Genomic DNA, 17,977 nt, shown 5'->3' with positions numbered 1-17,977 from the left:
CATGTCGGAAAGCAATGGGGGAGTCAGCACCGACAAGGGGTGCTTCTACGCCAAGCACGAGACCAAGTTCTATGAGCGCAACATGCAAGAGCTCAAGGCGATGGTGGCCCACGCCGACCCCGGCAAGGTCAAGGAAATCGCCACGAACTGGAAGTGGATCCACGACACTCTCGTGGGGGAGGACGGTCGTGGCGGCCTCCGGAAGGAATTCGACGACGCCGTAAAGGAAGTCCTCGAACACTGGGGTGGCAAGGCTGCCGAGGGGTTCCGGCAGCGCGCTGACCAGATCAGCCGGAACATCGGCAACTCGGCTCCGTACGCGTCCAACATGCGACACGTCATGGACGGTGTCGGTCACACGCTGAGCGAGTACAAGAAGAAGATCGACGAGATGGAGATGCCCTCCGGCACGGAGAGCAACCTCGACGCCGCGGGTAACTACGCACTCAAAGTAGTGACCTTTGGTGCGAAGGGTGGACGCGACGACTCAAAGGCGATCCACGAACTCCAGCAGGGCAAGGACACCACGGAGGTCCTCAACGGCAACTCGGGAGAGCTGTCGGAGGGCAAGGAACGCCAGCTGCAGACCGCGGTCATGATGGAGTACCTGGGGTCGTCATACCGGTCCAACGCGCTGGCGATCGGGAAGCCTCCGCGTGGTGGTGTCTCAGAGAACGACGTGCCGAAGCAGAACGACACGCCTCCGCCGCCGCCCTTCGTCCCGCTGCCGGACGGGGTCGTCAACCGCCCCAAGCCGTCCACCCCGAAGGGGACCGTTCCCTCTCCCAAAGGACCGGGATACACCTCGCCCGGTGGCTTGGAAGCTCCGCGTCAGCGCGGCATTTCCGGTGGTGTCGGCAGCACGATTCCGCCCAAGACGTCGACTCTTCCGCACGTGGGCACCGGCCTCAACAGCCTTCCCGGAGGCGGCTCCGGCGGCGGTGGCCTCAGCGGCGGTGGCGGTGGCCTCCCCGGTGGCGGCGGCCTGAGCGGTGTCGGTGGTGGCGGTGGTCACCTGAGTGGTGGCGGCGCCGGAGCGACGGGTATTCCGGGTGGCGGTGGCATGGCCGGTGGCACGATGGCCGGCCGGTCGGGTACGGGCGGCAGCGGTGCTGGTGCCGGCTCCCGCAGCGGACGCGTCGGCGCACCCGGTATGGGAGGCGCCGCTGGTGCCGGTGGCGGAGCCAAGGGCGCCGCGGCCGGGCGCGGCGGGGCACTGGCCCGGCAGAAGGGCGGTGTCGTCGGAGGCACCGGTGGCAAGACCGGAACCGGTGGGCAGGGCGGTTCCGGCCTGCACCGCAGCCGTGGTGGTACGCAGACCGGCGCCGGCGGCGGGCGTCGCCCCGCGGGGATGCCCGGGATGCCTGGAGCTCACGGCGCCAAGGGCAAGGACAAGGGCCCGAACGGCGAGCGTCCTGACTACCTTGTGGAAGACGAGGAGACCTGGACGCCGGAGCGTAATGTGGCGCCCAAGGTCATCGAGTAGGGCCGATCTGGCTTGGTAGCCGGCGGAACCAAGACGGGGCCCGCAGTCCTCGGGCTGTGGGCCCCGTCCTGCATAGGAGAGGTGTACGGCATGAGCTTCACGCGAACGCTGCGTGCGGTGAGCGGCGCGGCGGTGGTGGGAGCGCTGCTCTTCGGTACCGCGCCGGTTGCTTCGGCAGATCAGGTCAGAGACGACCAGTGGGCACTTGGCTACCTGAGTGCGAACAAGGCATGGTCGCAGTCCACAGGGAAAGGCGTCACTGTCGCTGTCATCGACAACGGCGTGAACGGGAACCACCCCGACCTTACGGGCAACGTGCTCCCCGGGAAGAACTTCGCGGGCGGGGATCCGGCCGATCGTGAAACCCGGAACAATCACGGCACGGGCATGGCGTCCATCATTGCCGGGCACGGGCATGGGAGTGGTGGCTCCCAAGGAGTCAAGGGCCTGGCTCCTGACGCGAAGATCTTGCCCATCAAGAATTGGGATTCGGACGACAACACTCTTACCAACAGCCTGGCTGAACCGCTGCGGTTCGCGGTCGACCACGGCGCCAAGGTAGTGAACATGTCGTTCGCCGGCGTGGGCTCGCTCCGTGACGACGAGAAGCAGGCGATTGCCTACGCCGCCTCGAAGGATGTCCTGCTGATCGCGGGATCGGGGAACAACGGATCGAGCAACAGCTACTACCCGGCGGCAGAGCCGGGTGTGCTGGCTGTCGGGGCGGTAGGCCAGGAAGGGAAGGTCTGGGAGAATTCCAACTACGGGCCTCACCTTCTCCTGAGCGCTCCCGGTCAGGGCATTCGTTCCGCCGGAGCCAGCCAGCCGTATCAGTACACCCGCGGAACGTCTGACGCGACCGCGTTCGTGTCCGGCGCGGCGGCACTCATCCGGTCGAAGTACCCGGACCTGACCGCAGGACAGGTCGCGAATCGGCTCACCAAGACTGCGCAGTTGCCTTCTGCGGCTTCGGGCGCGGCGCCGGATGCGTATTACGGATATGGCGTCATCCGTCCGTACGACGCTCTCACCAAGAACATCCCCGCCGGCCCGAAGAACGGGCCGCTCAAGGCCCCCGAAGCCCAGGGACAAGAGCAGCCTTCCGGAAGCAACGCGAATCAGGACCGCTGGAAGGAAGAAGAAGACAACAGCAACACCAAGGCAGCCCTTGGTATTGCGGCCTTTTCGCTCATTGTTCTGCTGATCATCGGCATCATCGTGGTCCTCGTCGTGAAGAAAAAGAAGAAGAAGCGTAACGGCCCGCCGCCCGGTGGCGGTTTCGGTGGTCCTGGTGGGCCGGGTTACTACCCGCCGCAGCAGCCCGGTGCTTACCAGCAGACCGGTAACCCGGGGGGCTACCCGCAGGGCCCCCCTTACCAGCCGCCGGGCCAGTAGCAGGCAGAGAGCTTGGTGAGAGGCTCCGCCGGCAACGGTTTTCCCAGGGGTCTCTCCGCACAGGTCCCCGCAGTCCCCGGACTGCGGGACCTGTGCTGTTTTTTTAGGAGAGGTGTACGGCGTGAGCTTCACGCGGACGCTGCGTGCGGTGGGCGGCGCGGTCGTGGCAGGGGTGCTGGTCATCGGCATCGCGCCGGCTGCTTCGGCGGATTACCTACGGGACGGGCAGTGGACGCTCGGAGCCTTCGGCGCCGACGAGATCCGGCAGCACTCCACGGGCAAGAACGTCACCGTGGCGGTCATCGACAGCGGGGCCGACGCGAACCATCCCGGCCTGAAGGGGAATGTTCTCCCCGGAAAGAGCTTCACCAGCGAAGGCGGAACCGGGGATCACCCGACCCACGATGACCATGGCACCGCAATGGCAGCACTAATCGCCGGGCATGGCCACGGTGCCTATGCTTCTGCCGGAATCATGGGCCTGGCGCCGGACGCGAAGATTCTCCCGGTGATGACGGACAGCGCTGAAACCGCCGTGGCCGCCCGGAGGTACGCCGAGCCGCTCCGGTATGCGGTCGACCAAGGCGCCAAGGTCGTCAATATGTCGCTTGGTGCGGGTTCTCTGGGGCCCGATGAGAAGGAAGCGATCAGCTACGCCCTGGGAAAGGACGTAGTGCTTGTCGCCGCGGCAGGAAACGACGGCTCTTCCTCACCCCAGTGCCCCGCAGCCGCGCTGGGAGTGCTCGCGGTGGGTGCTGTGGCCAAGGACGCGCAGGTGTGGCACGACTCGAACTACGGCGAGCACGTCCGTCTTCTGGCCCCAGGAGAAAGAATCTACTCGGTTGGTCTCGGTGGAAAGTACCGGCAGGCAGACGGCACGTCCGATGCTGCTGCTTATGTGTCTGCCGCCGCCGCGCTCGTCCGTTCCCAGTTCCCGAACCTCACCGCCGGCCAGGTCGCCAACCGGCTGACGAAGACGGCTGTCACTCCTGATGGTAAGTGGGGCATCAGCACCCCGAGCCCCAAATATGGTTACGGCGCCATCCGTCCGTACGCGCGCTCACTCAGAACATTCCGGCCGGATCCAAGTACGGACCGCTCAAGGCGCCGGATGTAACGGATTCGACGCCCGCGGGGAAGGACGGTGCGGCTGTCGGACGGCAGGCGAGGGGAAAGCGAGAGGCAGCAGCCGGGGCCTGGGTATTCCGCCGATCGTGACTATCGGGTTGGTGCTGGTTCTGCTTGTGGCGGCTCTGGTGGTCGTCATCGTTGTGGTGCGGCGTAAGAAAAGCAACGGGGGGCCGCCGTTCGGTGGCCCTGGTGGCCCTGGTGGTCCTGGTGGTCCTGGTGGTCCTGGTGGTCCTGGTGGTCCTGGTGGTCCTGGTGAGTCCGGTGGCCTTGGGGACCTGGGGAGCCTTGGGGGCCTGGGGGTATGGCGGTCCCGGTGGTCCTGGGGGTTATGGAGGGCGGCCCGGCGGTCATGTCGGTTTCCCGCCGCACCAGGCTGGGCCGTACCAGCAGCAGCCGAATCCCTACGGGCAGCAGCCCAGCGTCTACGGTTCCTCCCCCTCGGCTCCGCCGGCTCAGCCTCCGGGTAGTAGCCGCACAGCGTGACCGGAGAAGGGGCCCGCAGCTTGGTGCGGGCCCCTTCTCCGCGTGCGGGTGCGAGCGGCGACGGTGCGGTGTCAGCGGCGTGCGCATGGTTCGCTCGGATGAGTGGTGATTGATTTTGATGTGGGTGAGCATCGTTTGTGGAGGGTTGTGGGCTACGAGGGGATGATTCTGCACGGGCTTGTTGGGAGTTTGGTTGTTGGGGTGGGGTCCGGACGAGGTGCGGTAAAGGTTTCTTCGGATTGTCTGGGCGGTGGGGCGTGCAGGTATTGGGTCGGGGGTTCGAGTGGGGTGGGCGGGGGTTTCTTGCGGGGCGGGTGTCGGCCGTGGTCGCGGTGGGATGGAAAGCTCGCGACACTCAATGCGGTGGACCAGGGTGTTCGCTGCTTCCTGCGATGGTTGATTGTTCGAGTGGGGCCGTGATGGACAGTGCTTTTGATGTGGATTCGGACGGGATCAGGGCGCAAGGGAGGGAGTTCGTCGATATCGGGGCCGAGTTCAGCAGCGCCTCGAAGCGGCTGCAGGAGACGTTGAAGGGGTTGGGGAAGCCATGGCAGGGCGCTGAGTTCGCGGAGGCGTTCGCCATGGTTTACGAGCCGGTTCGGGACGGCATGTTCGCGTCCATGGATTCGCTCGGAAAGCGGATGGAGGGGATGGGGGAGAAGCTGCAGGAGATGGCGCGCCGGTATGAGACGGCTGAGGGGGAGGCGGTGCAGCTTGTCGGTCAGGTGTCGGGTTCGCACTCGTCCCCTTGGGGGCCGTGATGCGAGCGGTGAGGAGGGGTCCGGCAGGAGCGAATGGCCCGGGAGGTGTGGGGAGTGGCGCTGACACTGCCTGGTGAGGTCGTGTGGGTGCTCGATCTGCTGGGGTACCACTGGCCCGAGGCGGACGAGGACAAGCTCATGGCGTGCGGGCAGGCCTGGCTGGAGTTCGCGGGCCAGGTCGGGCGGACCGACGGGCGGGGCGGGACGGCTGTACGGGAGGTTGTCAGCGGAAATTCGGGCGAGGCGGTGCGCCGCTTCACGGGGGAGTGGGAGGACTTCTCGGGCGGGCCTGGCTCTTACCTGACCGATGCGCGGATCGCGGCCGACGTGATCGGTGTCGCATTCGAGGTGGCGGCGGCAGCGGTGTTCGCGGCGAAGGCCGAAGTCATCGTGCAACTCGTCGTCCTGGCCGTCGAACTCATCGCGGCGCAGGCTGCCGCACCCTTCACTCTCGGACTGTCGGAAGTGGGCGCGTTAGGGGTGACGCAAGCCACGCGTCTCATGGTGCGTCGGCTCTTGGACACGCTGAAGCGGGAAGTCGTCGAAGCGGTCACCAAAGCGATGGCGGACGCCGCTGAGAAGGGCGTCAGGGAGATCGCGTCCGATGTCGTGAGGAACCAGGTCAAGGACTTCGCGACGGACTATGCGCGGAAGGCCGTCAGGGACATCGTCATCGATCCCGCCAAGGGAGCCGCCACCGACATCGTGACGGGGGCCGGGCAGAACATCGTGCAGCAGGGCATCGAGAGTCATTTCGGTGCTCGTGCCGGCATCGATGTGGGGGAGACGGTCGATGGCGCGAAGGAGGAATTCGGCAAGCAGTTCGGAACGGTTCGGGGCGGCGAATTCGTGGCCGGCGAGTATGTCGCCGGCACGCCGAGTGGCCCGGGAGAGAGGGAGGGAGGCTTGGCCGGCCTCCTCGATCCGGCCACTCACCGCGATCGTCTGCTCGACAGTGCGACGGAGGCGGGGAGCAGCGTCGTGGCCGGGCGGGCGAGAGAGGCCGTCGAGAGTGGGAGGGGAGGAGATGGCAGAGGTGAGGGGGATGGAGGTGGAGGAGGCAGGAGTGGGCGAGGGGTAGGGGGTGAGAGGGGGGCTGGTGTTGCCGAGGATGTTCGGGCTGTTTTTGGGTGAGGGGGCGTAAGGGGCGCGAGGGGGAGGGAAGAGGGAGTGAGACCGGGGGCTCTCGCCTCCGGCTTCACCCTCACCCCGTAGGCGTCATCCGAACACGGCCTGCACCGAATCCCTCGCGCCGTCGGTGACGCCTTGGTGGCGGGTCGCGGCGCCGCCCGTACGGCTGTCCACGTGCTTCTGGGCCGCGTCGAGACCGCGGTTGGTGAGGTCCTGCTTGGCGTGGTCGACGTACGTCTGCGGGTCGGCCAGGCTCTGGGCGCCTTCCTTGAGGCCGTCGACGTATTCGCCGGCCTTTTCCTTGCCGATGTCGGCGGTCTCGCCCCAGTCCATCCCGTCGCGGGCACCGAAATGGTTCTCGATGCCCTGCTGGGCGACGTTCTGCCCCATTTCCGTGGCGGCTTCGGTGGCTTTGGCCTTGCCCTCTTCGACGACCTTGTCCTGGACGGTCTCCTTGACCGTGTCCTTGACCGTCTTCTTGGCGTAGTCCATCGCCAGCTGCCGGGCTTCCTTGGACACCGCCTTCTTGGCCAGCTTCTTGATGGCGTCCATCGTCGCGTGTTCCATGGCCTTGGTCACGGCCTGGACGACTTCTTGTTTGATCTTGTTCAGGATCTCGCGGACGGCGACGCGGGTGATTTGTGTCGCGCCCACCGCGCCCGCTTCGGACAGTCCGAACGTGAAGGGGGCGGCGGCTTGCGCGGCGATGAGTTCCACCGCGAGGGCGACGAGCTGCGCAATGATGGCGATCTTGCCGGAGAGTACGGCGATGGCCGCCGCGTCGAAAGCCAGCGCGATGGTCTCGGCGGCGATCTGCGCGTCACGCAGATAGTGGTCGGAGCCGGCGCTGCCGGAGAAGGCGCCCCATTCCTTGGTGAATCCGTCGACGGCTTCGCCGGTGTTCGCCGCGACCACTTCGTTCGCCGCCGACGTGCCCTGCGAGGCGGCCTGTTCGACCTGGGCGGCGAAGTTCCGCCAGGTCTCGGCGCACTTGAAGAGCGCGTCCTCGTCGGCCTGCGGCCAGTCGTACCCGAGGAGTCCGAGGACCCAGGCGACCTCGCTCGGCAGTGTCAGTGACACAGTGATCGTCCCCCGTGCGGTTGCAGCCGTGTACGGCTGGAGTGATGGTGATGGTGGCGGCGTCGGCGCTGCTCAGCGAAGTGAGCGGCGCGGACGGTGCGGGCGGAGTGGGTGCGGGCGGGCGCGGAGCGGAGGGCGGGGCGGGGCCGGGTACAGCCGGGGTGGGGCGTACGGGCCGGGCGCGTGCCGGGGGGTCGTACGGCCGGACCGCACGCCCCGTACCGCGGACCGGTCGCGGGCCTCAGGCCGCGAGCCGGCCGCCCGCCTCAGGCCGCGTGCCGCCCGCCCGCCTCAGACCGCGGGTCGGGGGACCGAACTGACGACGTGGACGCCCTGCTCGTCGGAGGCCGTGTACGTGCGGGCCATGCCCTGGAGTTTGTCGCCGATGTCTTCCAGGCGTTCGCCCAGCGAATCCATGGAGGTGAACATGCCGTCGCGGATCGGGGTGTAGATGACGTCGAAGGCGGCGCCGAAGTCGGCGTCCTCCCACGGCTTGCCGAGGCCCTCCAGGTCGTCCTTGAGTTTCTTGGCCGCCTTGCCGAACTCCGTGCCGATGTTCACGAACGCATGACCCTGTGTGCGCAGCACCTCAGGGTCTACGTCGAATGCCTTGTCCGCCACCGCGACCCCCGTCATTGCTCTGCCATTCGCGCTAGGCGTGTTTGTCTCTCGACACGCCCAGCGTGACCACTTTATGTGTCCTTAACGCAGGCATGTCAAGGCGCCCTCACGGGTGGGCGCCGGGCGGCAGTCGGTGCTGTGCAGTGGACAGTGGTGGCGAAATGGGCTCCAACAGGGCGCTGGCGGTGCGCCGTTGGGGCATATGTGCGGAGGGATTCCACTCGAATGCGGATCGAATTCGGGGGGATTGACTGTGCTGTGGTGCAGATGGCAGTCGGAATGAAGGCGCGGGAGGGGAGTGGTGCGGAGAGGGAAAGAGATGGTTAAGTTTTGGTACCTGCCCGGTCGAGCGGCCGCGCGCCCCGGGTGGCGTGCGTTCCCGTGCCGTACGGCTGCCGAGCAGGCCGGCACTGTCCTCCACAGCATCGCGGTCCTTCCATGCCAACGCAGCCCTTCATGCGCACCCGCTCATCGGCCGTGCGCGCGTACGCGTCGGCCCGGTTGCCGTCCTCGGCGGGCCGGGTCGTGGGCGCCGGTCTCGTCCTCGCCGGGCTGTTCTTCGGCGGGATGACCGCCAAGGACATGGGTTACGCGAACGGTCACCGGGGCGACGCGGGCACGCTCACCGTGCAGGAGTGCCGTACGCAGTTCGACCGCGTCGGTTCGTCCCGGCACCGGCACGCGCGCCCCGTCGTCACCTGCACCGGCACCTTCCGCGCCGACCGGACGGGCGCCGTGGCCGAGGGCGGGAAGGCCGGGGGTGCGACGGCTGAGGGCGAGAAGGTTGGGGGCGCGGCGGCCGAGGGCGAGAAGGCTGGAGGTGCGACGGCCGAGGGTGCGACGCTCGATGACGGGACGGTCGAGGACGCGACGGTCGAGGACGCGACGGTCGAGGACGCGACGGTCGAGACCGAAGCCAAGTTCGAGCCGGGCAAGCACCTGGCGGTCCAGAAGACGGACCACGGGTTCGTCATGATCGACGAGCAGTGGATCTGGCGGAGCCTGGCGATCGTGGGGGTCTCGATGTGCACGGTGGTGGCGGGCGTGTTCTGTCTGCTCACCGGGTTCGGCACGCGGCGCGGCCCGGCACTGCGGGAGGCCTGGCGGCGGGTGCCCGGCGGCGCAGTGGTCCGGGCCGTACTGGTCGGCCTCGGCGGCCTGGCCGCTCTCGGGCCGGTGCGGCGCTGCTCGTCGACGGGATGGTCTGATGCCCCCGCCGACTGAGCGCCGTACGCTCCTCTCGCCACTCCGCTCCCTGAGCCGGATCCTGGCGCCGCTCACCAGCCGCCGCGACGCCGCCCGGTATGTGGTGGGACGAGCCGTTGGCCTCGTCCTGGCGGTGTTGGGGGTGATGGTCTGCGTGATATCGGTGAGACAGGCGGTGTTTGTCGCCGGCTTCGCGGGAACTCGCGGAACGTACACCGTCGAGGAGTGCCATGAACGTTACGCGTCCGTCGGCAGCGGCCGTCGCAGCAGCCGGACGGTCAGTTGTACGGGCACCTTCCGGGCTGACCGGGGCGGCACGCATGCCCATCGGGCCAGCGATGAAGCCCATCAGAGCAACGATGTCGACCGCAGTGACGGCAGCGATGGCAGCGACCACAGCAGTCACAGTGACCAGAGCGGCCAGAGTGGTGACAGTGCCCGCAACGCCCCCCACAACCGCGACCGCCCCACCGACGTCAATCCCTTCACCCCGTTCCACCCCGACAAGGTCTATCCGCCGGGCACCCGCGTCCCCGTGCAGAGCGGTGACGACGGAACGTACGTGGTCGTGGGCCGGGAGCAGATGTGGGGCGATGCCGCCGGGGTGTCCGTGTCGCTGCCGTTGCTCGCGGCGGGCGCTTTCTGCCTGCTGACGGGCTTCGGCGCCCGGTGGGGACGTTCGTTCGGTGACAGCTGGGACGGGTTGCCCGGCGGGACGGTGCTGCGCCCGCTGCTGCTGTCCGTCGCCGGGGTGGGCATCCTTGGTGCAGCCGTCTTTCTCTTTTTGCAGCATTACGGGTGACGCTGCGGACCGCCTGGCCGGCCGGGCGGGTGCGTCCGGGCCGTAGGCTCGGCACATCGCGGAAGCACGTACACCCCGTACGCGTGGCATGTCCGGCATGCCGATGCGTGCATCGTTCGCCCTGCACCTTCGCACGCCCCTGGAAAGGATCGCTGACCATGGCAGCACAGTCGGAACACACCAGGTCAGGCGCGTCCCATGCATCCAGCGTGGGCGATGCGCCGGGTGTGGCGGACGGGGTGAAGCGCGGTCTGGGGCGGCTGATCGGCGTGGGTGTCCTCCTGGCCGCGCTGCTGCTGATCGCGGTCGGCGTGTACGTGGGCCCGTACTCGGTGTGGGTGGACGGCAGCCCCGGCAAGATCACCGTGGAGGCGTGCGCCACGGATTACCACTACGCGAACAAGCAGCACTCGGGGAACCGGACGCGGGACATCCAGTGCTACGGCACGTTCCGGTCGGACGACGGCCGGACCAAGGACCTGAACGCCAGTGTCGACTCCTGGCACCGGTTCAAGGAGGGCGACCTGATCGAGGTGCGCCAGGTCGGCCGCTCCAGCTACGTCCAGCACAGCTGGAACCGGCTGGCCAACGGGGTGCTGTGCCTCTGCGGCGGACTGGTCGTCCTCGTCCTGGGCGTGCTCTGCACCGTGACCGGCTACCGCTTCCGCGGCGCCCCGACCTTCGACGACGCGTGGCGGTCGGTCGGTCCGGGCGTGCTGCGGACGCTGATGGTCGGACTGATGGCCGCGGGGCTGACCGGGGCGGTGCTGTCGGGCGCGGTGCTGCTCTTCACGTAGCGCCGTACGTGAGCCCGGGGCCGGTGGGCCGGGTCCGGGAGCCGGTGGGGCCCGGAACGGGGCCGGGACACCCGGAACGGGGCCGGGACACCCGGAACGGCGCCAGGGCACCCGGACGGAGCCGGAAGACCCGAACGCGACTGTACGGCTCCGAACAGCCGTCCCGTACCATTCCCGCTCATGGACGCACCCGCCGACGCCGACGAACAGCCCCTACCCGCACGCCGCGTGAACCTGACTCCTCGTCAGGCCCGGCGGGTCCGGATCGTTCTCGCCTCCGTGCTGATGGCGGCGATGGCGGCCGTGCTCGTGGTCCGCCTTGCGAGCCGTACGTCGGTCCTGGTCGTGGGGGTGTACGGCGCCGCGCTGATCCTGTGCGGGGTGGTGATCGAGCTGAGCCGTAACGGACGTACGCGGCTGGGCACCTGGCTGCTCGGTCTGGGGCTGGCGGCGGCGCTCGCCGCGGACTGGCTACTGCTTCCCTGAGCGGCGGCTGTCACCCTTCCCTGCAGTACGCCGGGTGGGCAGGGAGCCGGCCGTTCCCGCCCCAGGCCGAAGCATGACGAAGGCGATGTTCGCCCACAGGCCGAGATCCTGTAGCCCCAGTACCACGGTCGAGGCGGACGAGAGGGCCAGGGAAAGCATCCTGATGAGTGCGGCAGGCCGTCGGAACCTGGCCTTGCGCACACTCACCAATCGAACCCGCTGCACCAGTTGGCTTCTCAGCCACAGTGCTGCCTCTTGAGGCGGCAAGCCCGCCAGGAGCGGAGCGGAGTGACCGGGGGAGCAGGCCTGAGGCGTCAGCAGGCCGGCGACGTCCACGGCGCGCGCCGCGGCGCAGGCAACGGCCCGCGCGCCGCGGCGGGCTCCGATGCCCCACCGGGTTGAGTCAGCGGTCGGTGGGGGTGGACGGGGCCGGTACGGTGCCTGCGACGTCGGAGGCTGGTACGGGTGCCGGTATGGAGGCCGGCGTGGAGGCCGGTACGGGGGCGGGCCCGGGCGCCGGCAGCGTCAATTGCAGGGCCTTGACGTTGTGCTGCGTGGCGACGACCAGGACGCCCTCGGGTGAGAGGTCGGCGCCCGTGAAGGGAAGGTCGCTGACGAGGTCGGCCACCAGCTCCTCGCGCCGGCGGTCCCACACCTGGACGTGGTCCGCGCCCCGGCTCAGCGTGAGCGGCGCCGCCGCCCGTACGGCCTCCGGGAGGCGCGAGACCTGCGCCGGATCGGCGTCCACGAACCCGGGGCCCAGCAGCTGGTGCAGGAGTACGGCGGAACGGCCCGCGTTCGCGTCCGCGCCCTCCTCCTCAGCCCCGGCGGAGACCGAACGCGACCCAGGGGTGCCTTCAGGAACGGTGAAGGCGGCGACGGGCAGTACGGCGCCCCCGCCCTGTGCGGATTCGGCCTGCGGCACGCTGCCGATCGTCACGCCGGTGACCCCGGGCAGCGGCACGCTCCACAGCGTGCGCCACGGCAGACCGAGAGCGAGCGCGTGCACCGCGTCGGCGTACGGTCCGAGGCCGTCCTCGACGAAAGCTGTCTCCAGGAGGGCCGCACGCATGACGGCGGACGCCCGGGTGCGGATGAGCAGCGGGGCCGTCCGCAGGTACGTACGGGCGGGAGCGCCCAGGGACTCGTACGGCACGGCCTCGATCGCCGTACGCAGCGCCACCGGGTCGGCGTATGCGAACAGGCCGGGGTCGGTGAGCAGTTGCGGAAGCAGGCCGGCGGCCAGTGTGTGCGCGGCGAGGCGGTCGCGTACGTACGGGTCGGCGCGGGACCAGTCCTGCTGCGGTACGGCCTCCAGGAGCGCCATGGCGATGCGGGTCTGCGCGTCGCGCAGGTCGGCCAGCCCGGCCCGTACCGCGTCCGCGACACCGGGGTGCACGAGGCGCAGCACCTCACGGCCGACCCTCCCGGCACGGCCTGCACTACCGGCACTATCGGCGCCAGCGGCGCCTTCAAGACCAGAAGCAGATCCGGAAGCAGAAGCAGAACTCGAAGCAAGTCCCGCCCCCGGTGCCTCCCCGGCCTCCGGCTCACCGACCGCTCCGTCGCCAGGCTCGACCACCGATTCCACGAACGGCCCCGCCAGCAGCTTCCCCTCAGTGATCACCCCGGTCATGTCGCGCCCGGCGACGGCGGACGCCAGCGGGCCCCACAGCCCGAGGGGCAGCCCGTCCCCTTCGGCGAGCGCCAGGGGCGCCAGCATCAGCCGTAGCGTCTGCGGGTCGGCACCCAGGCGCCGCGCGTGCAGGTCCAGCGCCTCGGCCACGCTGCCCGGCAGTTGTGCCGGGTCGGCCGGGTCGAAGTCTTCCGGCCGTGTCAGGACGCAGCGCACGGCGAGCTGCGCGGTCAGCCGGCTGCCGGCGGCGCGCTCCGCGACGGCCTCGGCGAGCGCCCGGCGCGCCCCGGCGTCTTCGGTGTACGGCCGAGCCGGCGCGCCCGATGCCGGGTCGAGCGACGTCTCCACCTGGCGGACCAGCCCCTCGGGGTCGGCCCAGTCCGGCTCGTCGAGGTCGATGACCTGCCCCTGGCCGGACGGCAGTGCCGCGATGACCTCGGTGGCCAGCGCGCGCGGTACGTCGGCGAGCAACTGGACCGTGGCGGTCTCGGCGAGCGGCTTCAGCACGTCCCGTACGAGGCGGGCGGGTTCGTCGGCGGCCCGCACCGGGCCGGCCCGGTCGACGTCCGGGACGACGACCGTCACCGGGTCGGCCGCGGCGGCGAGTTCGGGGACGATGTCCGCGCTGCGTGCGGCTGTCAGGCCGAAGTGGTCGGCGATGGCCCGCAGGACCTGGTCGGCGGTACGGCCTTCGGGGGCCGGCACGGCGGGCGCGGGCAGGTCGGGCGGTACGGTCGTCGGATCCAGGTCGTCCAGCGGCAGGCGCTTGCGGTACTCCGGGTCGCACAGCATGAGGAAGCCGGCCACCAGGCGCGAACACCCGCTGCCGGGGCTCCCGGTGAGCACGATGACCCGGGGTGCGCCGGGCCACTGCATACGCCATGCCGCGAGCGCACGCAGGACGGCGGTACGGCCGCCGACGTACGGGTGCGGGGCGTAACCCCCCGTACTGCCGTGCCCCCCGTCCGAGGCGTGCATGAATTCCTCGTCCCCCATGAACTCTTCGCCCTCCACCGTCGCGGATCGCGGCGTGCGCGCGCCGGCCGGCTGCCGTGCCGACCGTGCTGTTCCCGATGCCCGCGCCGCGCTTCTCGACCTTCCGTACTGGCTTCTTCGGCCTTCCTCGCCCTCTTCGGCGTCCTCGCCGTTCTCCGACTCGGTGCCGACTCGGCGCTCCGATGCGCCCGTTCTTCGACTCCCGACTCTCCGGTCTCCGACGCCCGTATTCGCCCGTTCCCCGACTCCCGGCTGATCCTACGATCCGCCACTGACACCGGTGCCGTAACCCGCCGAGCCCTCGCTCAGCCCGTGGGTGGCGGGCCGAAACCGCCCTGCGGCGGCGGGTATCCGGCGCCGGGCGCCTGGTGCCCGCCCGGCGCCGGATACCCCGGAGGCCCCTGATACCCGCCTGGCCCCGGGACGCCCGGCACCGGCCCTCCGGCAGGCCCGTACGCGGGTGCGCCCACGGGCCCCGGCGCGTACGGCCCCGGCGCCCCATGCAGCGGGAATCCCGGCGCCCCATGCGCCGCGAACCCCGGCGCCCCAGGCATTCCGTGAGCCCCCGGTTGGACCGACGCCCCGCGTCGCCCCATCAGCACCAGGACCAGCACCGAACCGACCAGCTCCACCAGCATCTGCACCTGGCCCAGCAGCGCGCCGCCCGGCGCGACATCGCCCAACTCGAAGAGCGTGCCGGTACGGACGGAGCCGCACAGGGCCAGCAAGGCGACCGGCAGCAGGACCAGCGCCAGTCCGAGGGCGACACCGCGGGCGGAGACCCGGCGGGTGGCGGCCAGCAGCGCGCCGGCCGCGCTCAGCGGCAGGAAGGTGAGCCAGGCCCAGCCGGGCGCCATGCCCAGCAGGGCCATCAGCACGCCGTGGCCGGTGAACAGGACTTCCAGCGACGCTCCGTACCCGCTGCCGAGGGACTCCACCAGCGCGTAGCAGATCCAGCCCACCCACAGGAGCGCGAGCACGCCCAGCACGATCGCGGTCACGGGGCCGGCCGGGCCGGCGGGGCGCACCGGAGGCAGGCCGGGCGCCGTGCCGGGCCGCGGCCAGGCACGGATGCCGGCCGGCAGGACGACGGCCGCGACGAGGACCAGTGGCACCAGAAGCCCCGCGGAGAGGAAGACCGCCGTGAGGGTGGCGTCGTCGATCTCGCCCTTGCCGAGGAACCAGCGGTCGGTCGAGGTGTGGCTGCCGGTACTGACGACGGCCTGCACCCGCAAGGACAACGTCAGCGCCGTCGCCACCGCGAGCAGGCCGCCGGCCGTCCGCCGCCCGGCGAACGCGGCGCCCACCGCCGCGCCTTGCAGCAGCGCCAGGCCGACCTCGTACGGAGTCGTGACCGGGTAGGCGACCGCCGGAGCGCCGCCGGAACCGGAAGCGCCGCCGGAACCGCCGGAAACGGGAGACGCGCCGCCGGTCCACACATCCCACAGCACGCCAGGGCCGAGCGTTACAAGATCATGACCCAGCCAGTACAGGGTGTACAGGAGGAAAAGCAGGCACAAGGTGCCTGCCGTGATCCGCGCGCCCTTACCGAGCACCCGAATATGTGGCATTTTGCTCCGCTCTCTCCCGCGTGCACTTCTCCGGCACGCGATCGCGCACGATAGCAATACCGATCGAGATGCCATCAGGAGCCGACAAGCGCCACTCAAAAGGCGATCACGTACCGGCGAATGCGATCAGGCGCCGGTCGGACGGAAAGAGCGGACAAGCGGGAAAATATGGTGTCGAGTCAGCAAAGGATCCACGGCCTCCATGGCTTCCACGGCCTCCATGGCTTCCACGGCCTCCATGGCTCCCGTGCCATCCGCGGCACCGAAGAGGCCCGGTACCGAGCCGCGCCCCGCCCCGGTACCGACGACCGGTCCCGCCGCCCCGATCAGTGCCGGTGGCTGGCGCCGCCGCCCCGTCCGCCCCGCCGCGGTCCCGTAACGATGGCGCCCGAAGGCCCGTCACGCTCGGCGCGCTCCCGGTCCTCCTTCTCCTCCTGCTCCTTCTGCCACTTCGCGAACTGCTCGCGGGAGGCCTCCCGCTCGGCCTGTGTCTGGTTCTCCGCCGCCCGCCGCATCTCGTTCATGCGGTCGCCGATGGCACCCATGTACTCCTCGGACTGGATGGCGTCCTTCATGCCGATCCGCCCGGAGAGCACCTCCTGGGCCATCTCCTGGAGCTTCCCACCGACCTTGGGGTTGGTGGCCAGCGTCTGCAGGGCCTTGCGCAGCCGGTGCGCCTGGTCGGGATCCTGGGCGACGTCCATCAGATCCTCGTCCTGGATCTGCCGCTCATTGCCCATGCCGCTCGTACCGCTCATGTCTTCTGCCCCCGGTGAACTCGGTGGTACAGCAACCGCGTGTGCTGCACCGGCGTCATGAGTCTAATGACGGATCGGAACCGCTCGTCAAGGAGGGTTGTTGGCATTGCGGGATATTGGTCCCCTTTTCCCGCCCCGCGATGCCGTCCCGCCGCTTCGGACGCGGCAGTCGGCCCCTATCCGGGTGTGCTAGACCTGGGGCCTTGTCCGGCAGGCCGCCGCCGCTTTCGAGCCGCGTCATTCGCGCCGCGCCAATCAATTCGGGGAGAAAAAGATGTCAGACGAGGTCCGGATCAGTACCGAGGAGCTGCACAAGCTCGGTACCAAGTTCGAGATATCCGCGGACGACCTGGGCCGTCAGCTGACCGCTTTCAGACGGCGCAGTGACGCCGAGGCGCTGTGCAACGGCTTCGGCTCGCGCGCGGCGGCCCGGCCGTACCTGGAGGTGTACGAGCAGGCCGAGCGCGCCCTGGAACAGCTGCGGGAGCGGCTGGCGGAGGTCGCCGGCGGCCTCCGGGAGACCGCTGCCTCGACGGACGCGGCCGAGGAAGAACTCGTCAAGACGATCCGGGGTGTCCAGTGACCGAGCAGCGCAACCCCCACGCCCTGCACGAAGCGGCGGCCGGCTGGCGGGAGATGGGCAAGCACCTGGACGGCCTGGTACGGGACCTGGACCAGCAGGTGGGCAAGGCCGCGGCCGCCAACTGGCACGGGCCCGCGGGCGAGGCGTTCGCGGCGGAGTGGCACCAGCTCAAGCGGTCCGTCGACGAGACGCTGCCGGCGTTCGAACTCGCCGCCGCCGACCTGGAGAACGCCGCTTCCCAGGACGCCTCCCAGGACAAGGGGGCGCACGCGGGCGCGGGCTCCGGCGCGCACGACTCCGCACCGGCCGCCTCCCAGGGCGACGGCTCGCAGTCGTCCGGCACGCAGACCGCGTACGGCTTCATGGCACTCGGCCAGCTCGCCACGTCGCTGGGCGGCGCCTTCCGCGGCAAGGGCGGCAAGGGCGGCCAGGGGCAACGGCCCTCGCTGACCGAGCGGTGGGAGACCACCGGCGCGCCTCAGGGGCCCGACCCCTTCGGCCCGCCGCAGGCCACCGATCCGAAGAGCGCACGGGGCGGCGCGGGCGTGGCCAAGGGCGTCCGTACGGGGGAGACCGGGGCCGCGGCAAGCGCCTCCGGCACGACGCCCGGGGCACCGGCGGGAAAGGCCGCCTCGGCGCCCTCCAGCGGCACCGCGGCCTCCGGCTCCGAGGGAGCGGCCGCAGGCCCGGAGAAGGCGGCCTCGGGCCCCGGAAAGGCCGCCGCCGACGGTCCGTCCACCACGCAGAGCCGCCCCGGCGCCGAGTCCCAGCACACCGGGACCGAACGCACCGGGACCGAGGACGGCAAGGGCGAAGGCTCCAGCGCCAACAGCGACCAGGACACCAAGGGCAACGCCGAGAGCAACGCCAAGGGCAACGCCACCGACCCCCCGTCCCCGAACGTCCGCCGCCACGGCGCCTTCGGCTGAACCACCCGCCCCGCTTCCGCGCGGCGCTACCCGCCCCGCTTCCGCGCGGCGCTACCCGCCCCGCTTCCGCGCGGCGCTACCCGCCCCGCTTCCGCGCGGCGCTACCCGCCCCGCTTCCGCGCGGC

16 protein-coding genes are annotated in these 17,977 nt (G+C 70.1%); 11 read left to right on the top strand and 5 right to left on the bottom strand.

The window, feature by feature from the left end; translation table 11 throughout:
* Position 1 precedes the first annotated feature (1 nt).
* From AB0L45_RS35635 to AB0L45_RS35615, 5 genes are all read left to right on the top strand, one after another.
* Positions 2-1,486 carry a hypothetical protein gene (locus AB0L45_RS35635; protein WP_365847588.1) on the top strand — a complete coding sequence of 495 codons (1,485 nt, stop codon included), beginning with the start codon at positions 2-4 and terminating at the stop codon, positions 1,484-1,486.
* Positions 1,487-1,576: 90 nt separating this feature from the next.
* Positions 1,577-2,881, top strand: coding sequence for a type VII secretion-associated serine protease mycosin (mycP, locus tag AB0L45_RS35630; RefSeq protein WP_365847586.1), 1,305 nt, complete (start codon positions 1,577-1,579; stop codon positions 2,879-2,881).
* Between the two features lie 121 nt (positions 2,882-3,002).
* Positions 3,003-3,998 (top strand): S8 family serine peptidase, encoded by a 996-nt coding sequence (locus AB0L45_RS35625; protein WP_365847585.1) that lies wholly within the window; start codon positions 3,003-3,005, stop codon positions 3,996-3,998.
* A gap of 916 nt (positions 3,999-4,914) precedes the next feature.
* Positions 4,915-5,256 (top strand): WXG100 family type VII secretion target, encoded by a 342-nt coding sequence (locus AB0L45_RS35620; RefSeq protein ID WP_365847629.1) that lies wholly within the window; start codon positions 4,915-4,917, stop codon positions 5,254-5,256.
* 54 nt (positions 5,257-5,310) lie between these two features.
* Entirely contained in the window at positions 5,311-6,390 is a 1,080-nt protein-coding gene (locus tag AB0L45_RS35615; protein WP_365847583.1) for a PE-PGRS family protein, read from the top strand.
* 84 nt (positions 6,391-6,474) lie between these two features.
* Here the strand turns inward: AB0L45_RS35615 and AB0L45_RS35610 are convergent, their stop codons facing one another.
* Both AB0L45_RS35610 and AB0L45_RS35605 read right to left on the bottom strand, forming a co-directional pair.
* On the bottom strand, positions 6,475-7,467 hold the full coding sequence (locus AB0L45_RS35610) for a PE-PGRS family protein (RefSeq protein WP_365847581.1): 993 nt from the start codon (positions 7,465-7,467) through the stop codon (positions 6,475-6,477).
* A 291-nt stretch (positions 7,468-7,758) separates the two neighbouring features.
* On the bottom strand, positions 7,759-8,103 hold the full coding sequence (locus AB0L45_RS35605; protein WP_365847579.1) for a hypothetical protein: 345 nt from the start codon (positions 8,101-8,103) through the stop codon (positions 7,759-7,761).
* A 441-nt stretch (positions 8,104-8,544) separates the two neighbouring features.
* Here AB0L45_RS35605 and AB0L45_RS35600 point away from each other — a divergent pair, with 441 nt between their 5' ends.
* The 4 genes from AB0L45_RS35600 to AB0L45_RS35585 all read left to right on the top strand — a co-directional run bounded on the left by AB0L45_RS35600 (position 8,545) and on the right by AB0L45_RS35585 (position 11,379).
* Complete coding sequence (locus AB0L45_RS35600) at positions 8,545-9,312, top strand: hypothetical protein (RefSeq protein ID WP_365847577.1); 768 nt, start codon at positions 8,545-8,547, stop codon at positions 9,310-9,312.
* Positions 9,296-10,096, top strand: a complete 801-nt coding sequence (locus AB0L45_RS35595; RefSeq protein ID WP_365847575.1) for a hypothetical protein — start codon at positions 9,296-9,298, stop codon at positions 10,094-10,096. The genes AB0L45_RS35600 and AB0L45_RS35595 overlap by 17 nt, the downstream gene beginning before the upstream one ends.
* Before the next feature lie 158 nt (positions 10,097-10,254).
* The gene (locus AB0L45_RS35590; protein WP_365847573.1) at positions 10,255-10,893 is read left to right on the top strand and encodes a hypothetical protein; all 639 of its coding nucleotides are present in this window, start codon (positions 10,255-10,257) and stop codon (positions 10,891-10,893) included.
* 180 nt (positions 10,894-11,073) lie between these two features.
* The gene (locus tag AB0L45_RS35585; RefSeq protein ID WP_365847571.1) at positions 11,074-11,379 is read left to right on the top strand and encodes a hypothetical protein; all 306 of its coding nucleotides are present in this window, start codon (positions 11,074-11,076) and stop codon (positions 11,377-11,379) included.
* 403 nt (positions 11,380-11,782) lie between these two features.
* On the opposite strand, the gene AB0L45_RS35580 is transcribed toward AB0L45_RS35585, so the two are convergent.
* From AB0L45_RS35580 to AB0L45_RS35570, 3 genes are all read right to left on the bottom strand, one after another.
* Positions 11,783-14,011 carry an ATP-binding protein gene (locus AB0L45_RS35580; RefSeq protein WP_365847569.1) on the bottom strand — a complete coding sequence of 743 codons (2,229 nt, stop codon included), beginning with the start codon at positions 14,009-14,011 and terminating at the stop codon, positions 11,783-11,785.
* Positions 14,012-14,316: 305 nt separating this feature from the next.
* Positions 14,317-15,462, bottom strand: coding sequence for a hypothetical protein (locus AB0L45_RS35575; RefSeq protein ID WP_365847567.1), 1,146 nt, complete (start codon positions 15,460-15,462; stop codon positions 14,317-14,319).
* Positions 15,463-15,908: 446 nt separating this feature from the next.
* Entirely contained in the window at positions 15,909-16,340 is a 432-nt protein-coding gene (locus AB0L45_RS35570; RefSeq protein ID WP_365847565.1) for a hypothetical protein, read from the bottom strand.
* A gap of 274 nt (positions 16,341-16,614) precedes the next feature.
* On the opposite strand from AB0L45_RS35570, the gene AB0L45_RS35565 reads away from it, so the two are divergent.
* On the top strand, positions 16,615-16,923 hold the full coding sequence (locus AB0L45_RS35565) for a hypothetical protein (protein ID WP_365847563.1): 309 nt from the start codon (positions 16,615-16,617) through the stop codon (positions 16,921-16,923).
* Positions 16,920-17,852: a WXG100 family type VII secretion target gene (locus tag AB0L45_RS35560; RefSeq protein WP_365847561.1), complete on the top strand. Its 933-nt coding sequence runs from the start codon at positions 16,920-16,922 to the stop codon at positions 17,850-17,852. The genes AB0L45_RS35565 and AB0L45_RS35560 overlap by 4 nt, the downstream gene beginning before the upstream one ends.
* Positions 17,853-17,977: the final 125 nt, after the last annotated feature.

Source organism: Streptomyces sp. NPDC052496, assembly GCF_040679095.1.
In the GTDB taxonomy this organism is placed as follows: Bacteria; Actinomycetota; Actinomycetes; order Streptomycetales; family Streptomycetaceae; genus Streptomyces.
This window is presented reverse-complemented; position numbering and strand designations above follow the sequence as displayed.

Coding starts and splice junctions, on each gene's coding strand:
- AB0L45_RS35600 (WP_365847577.1), top strand. CDS start 8,545: ATGCGCACCCGCTCATCGGCCGTGCGCGCGTACGCGTCGGCCCGGTTG.
- AB0L45_RS35605 (WP_365847579.1), bottom strand. CDS start 8,103: ATGACGGGGGTCGCGGTGGCGGACAAGGCATTCGACGTAGACCCTGAG.
- AB0L45_RS35590 (WP_365847573.1), top strand. CDS start 10,255: ATGGCAGCACAGTCGGAACACACCAGGTCAGGCGCGTCCCATGCATCC.
- AB0L45_RS35570 (WP_365847565.1), bottom strand. CDS start 16,340: ATGAGCGGTACGAGCGGCATGGGCAATGAGCGGCAGATCCAGGACGAG.
- AB0L45_RS35595 (WP_365847575.1), top strand. CDS start 9,296: ATGCCCCCGCCGACTGAGCGCCGTACGCTCCTCTCGCCACTCCGCTCC.
- AB0L45_RS35565 (WP_365847563.1), top strand. CDS start 16,615: ATGTCAGACGAGGTCCGGATCAGTACCGAGGAGCTGCACAAGCTCGGT.
- mycP (WP_365847586.1), top strand. CDS start 1,577: ATGAGCTTCACGCGAACGCTGCGTGCGGTGAGCGGCGCGGCGGTGGTG.
- AB0L45_RS35635 (WP_365847588.1), top strand. CDS start 2: ATGTCGGAAAGCAATGGGGGAGTCAGCACCGACAAGGGGTGCTTCTAC.
- AB0L45_RS35580 (WP_365847569.1), bottom strand. CDS start 14,011: ATGGGGGACGAGGAATTCATGCACGCCTCGGACGGGGGGCACGGCAGT.
- AB0L45_RS35585 (WP_365847571.1), top strand. CDS start 11,074: ATGGACGCACCCGCCGACGCCGACGAACAGCCCCTACCCGCACGCCGC.
- AB0L45_RS35620 (WP_365847629.1), top strand. CDS start 4,915: ATGGACAGTGCTTTTGATGTGGATTCGGACGGGATCAGGGCGCAAGGG.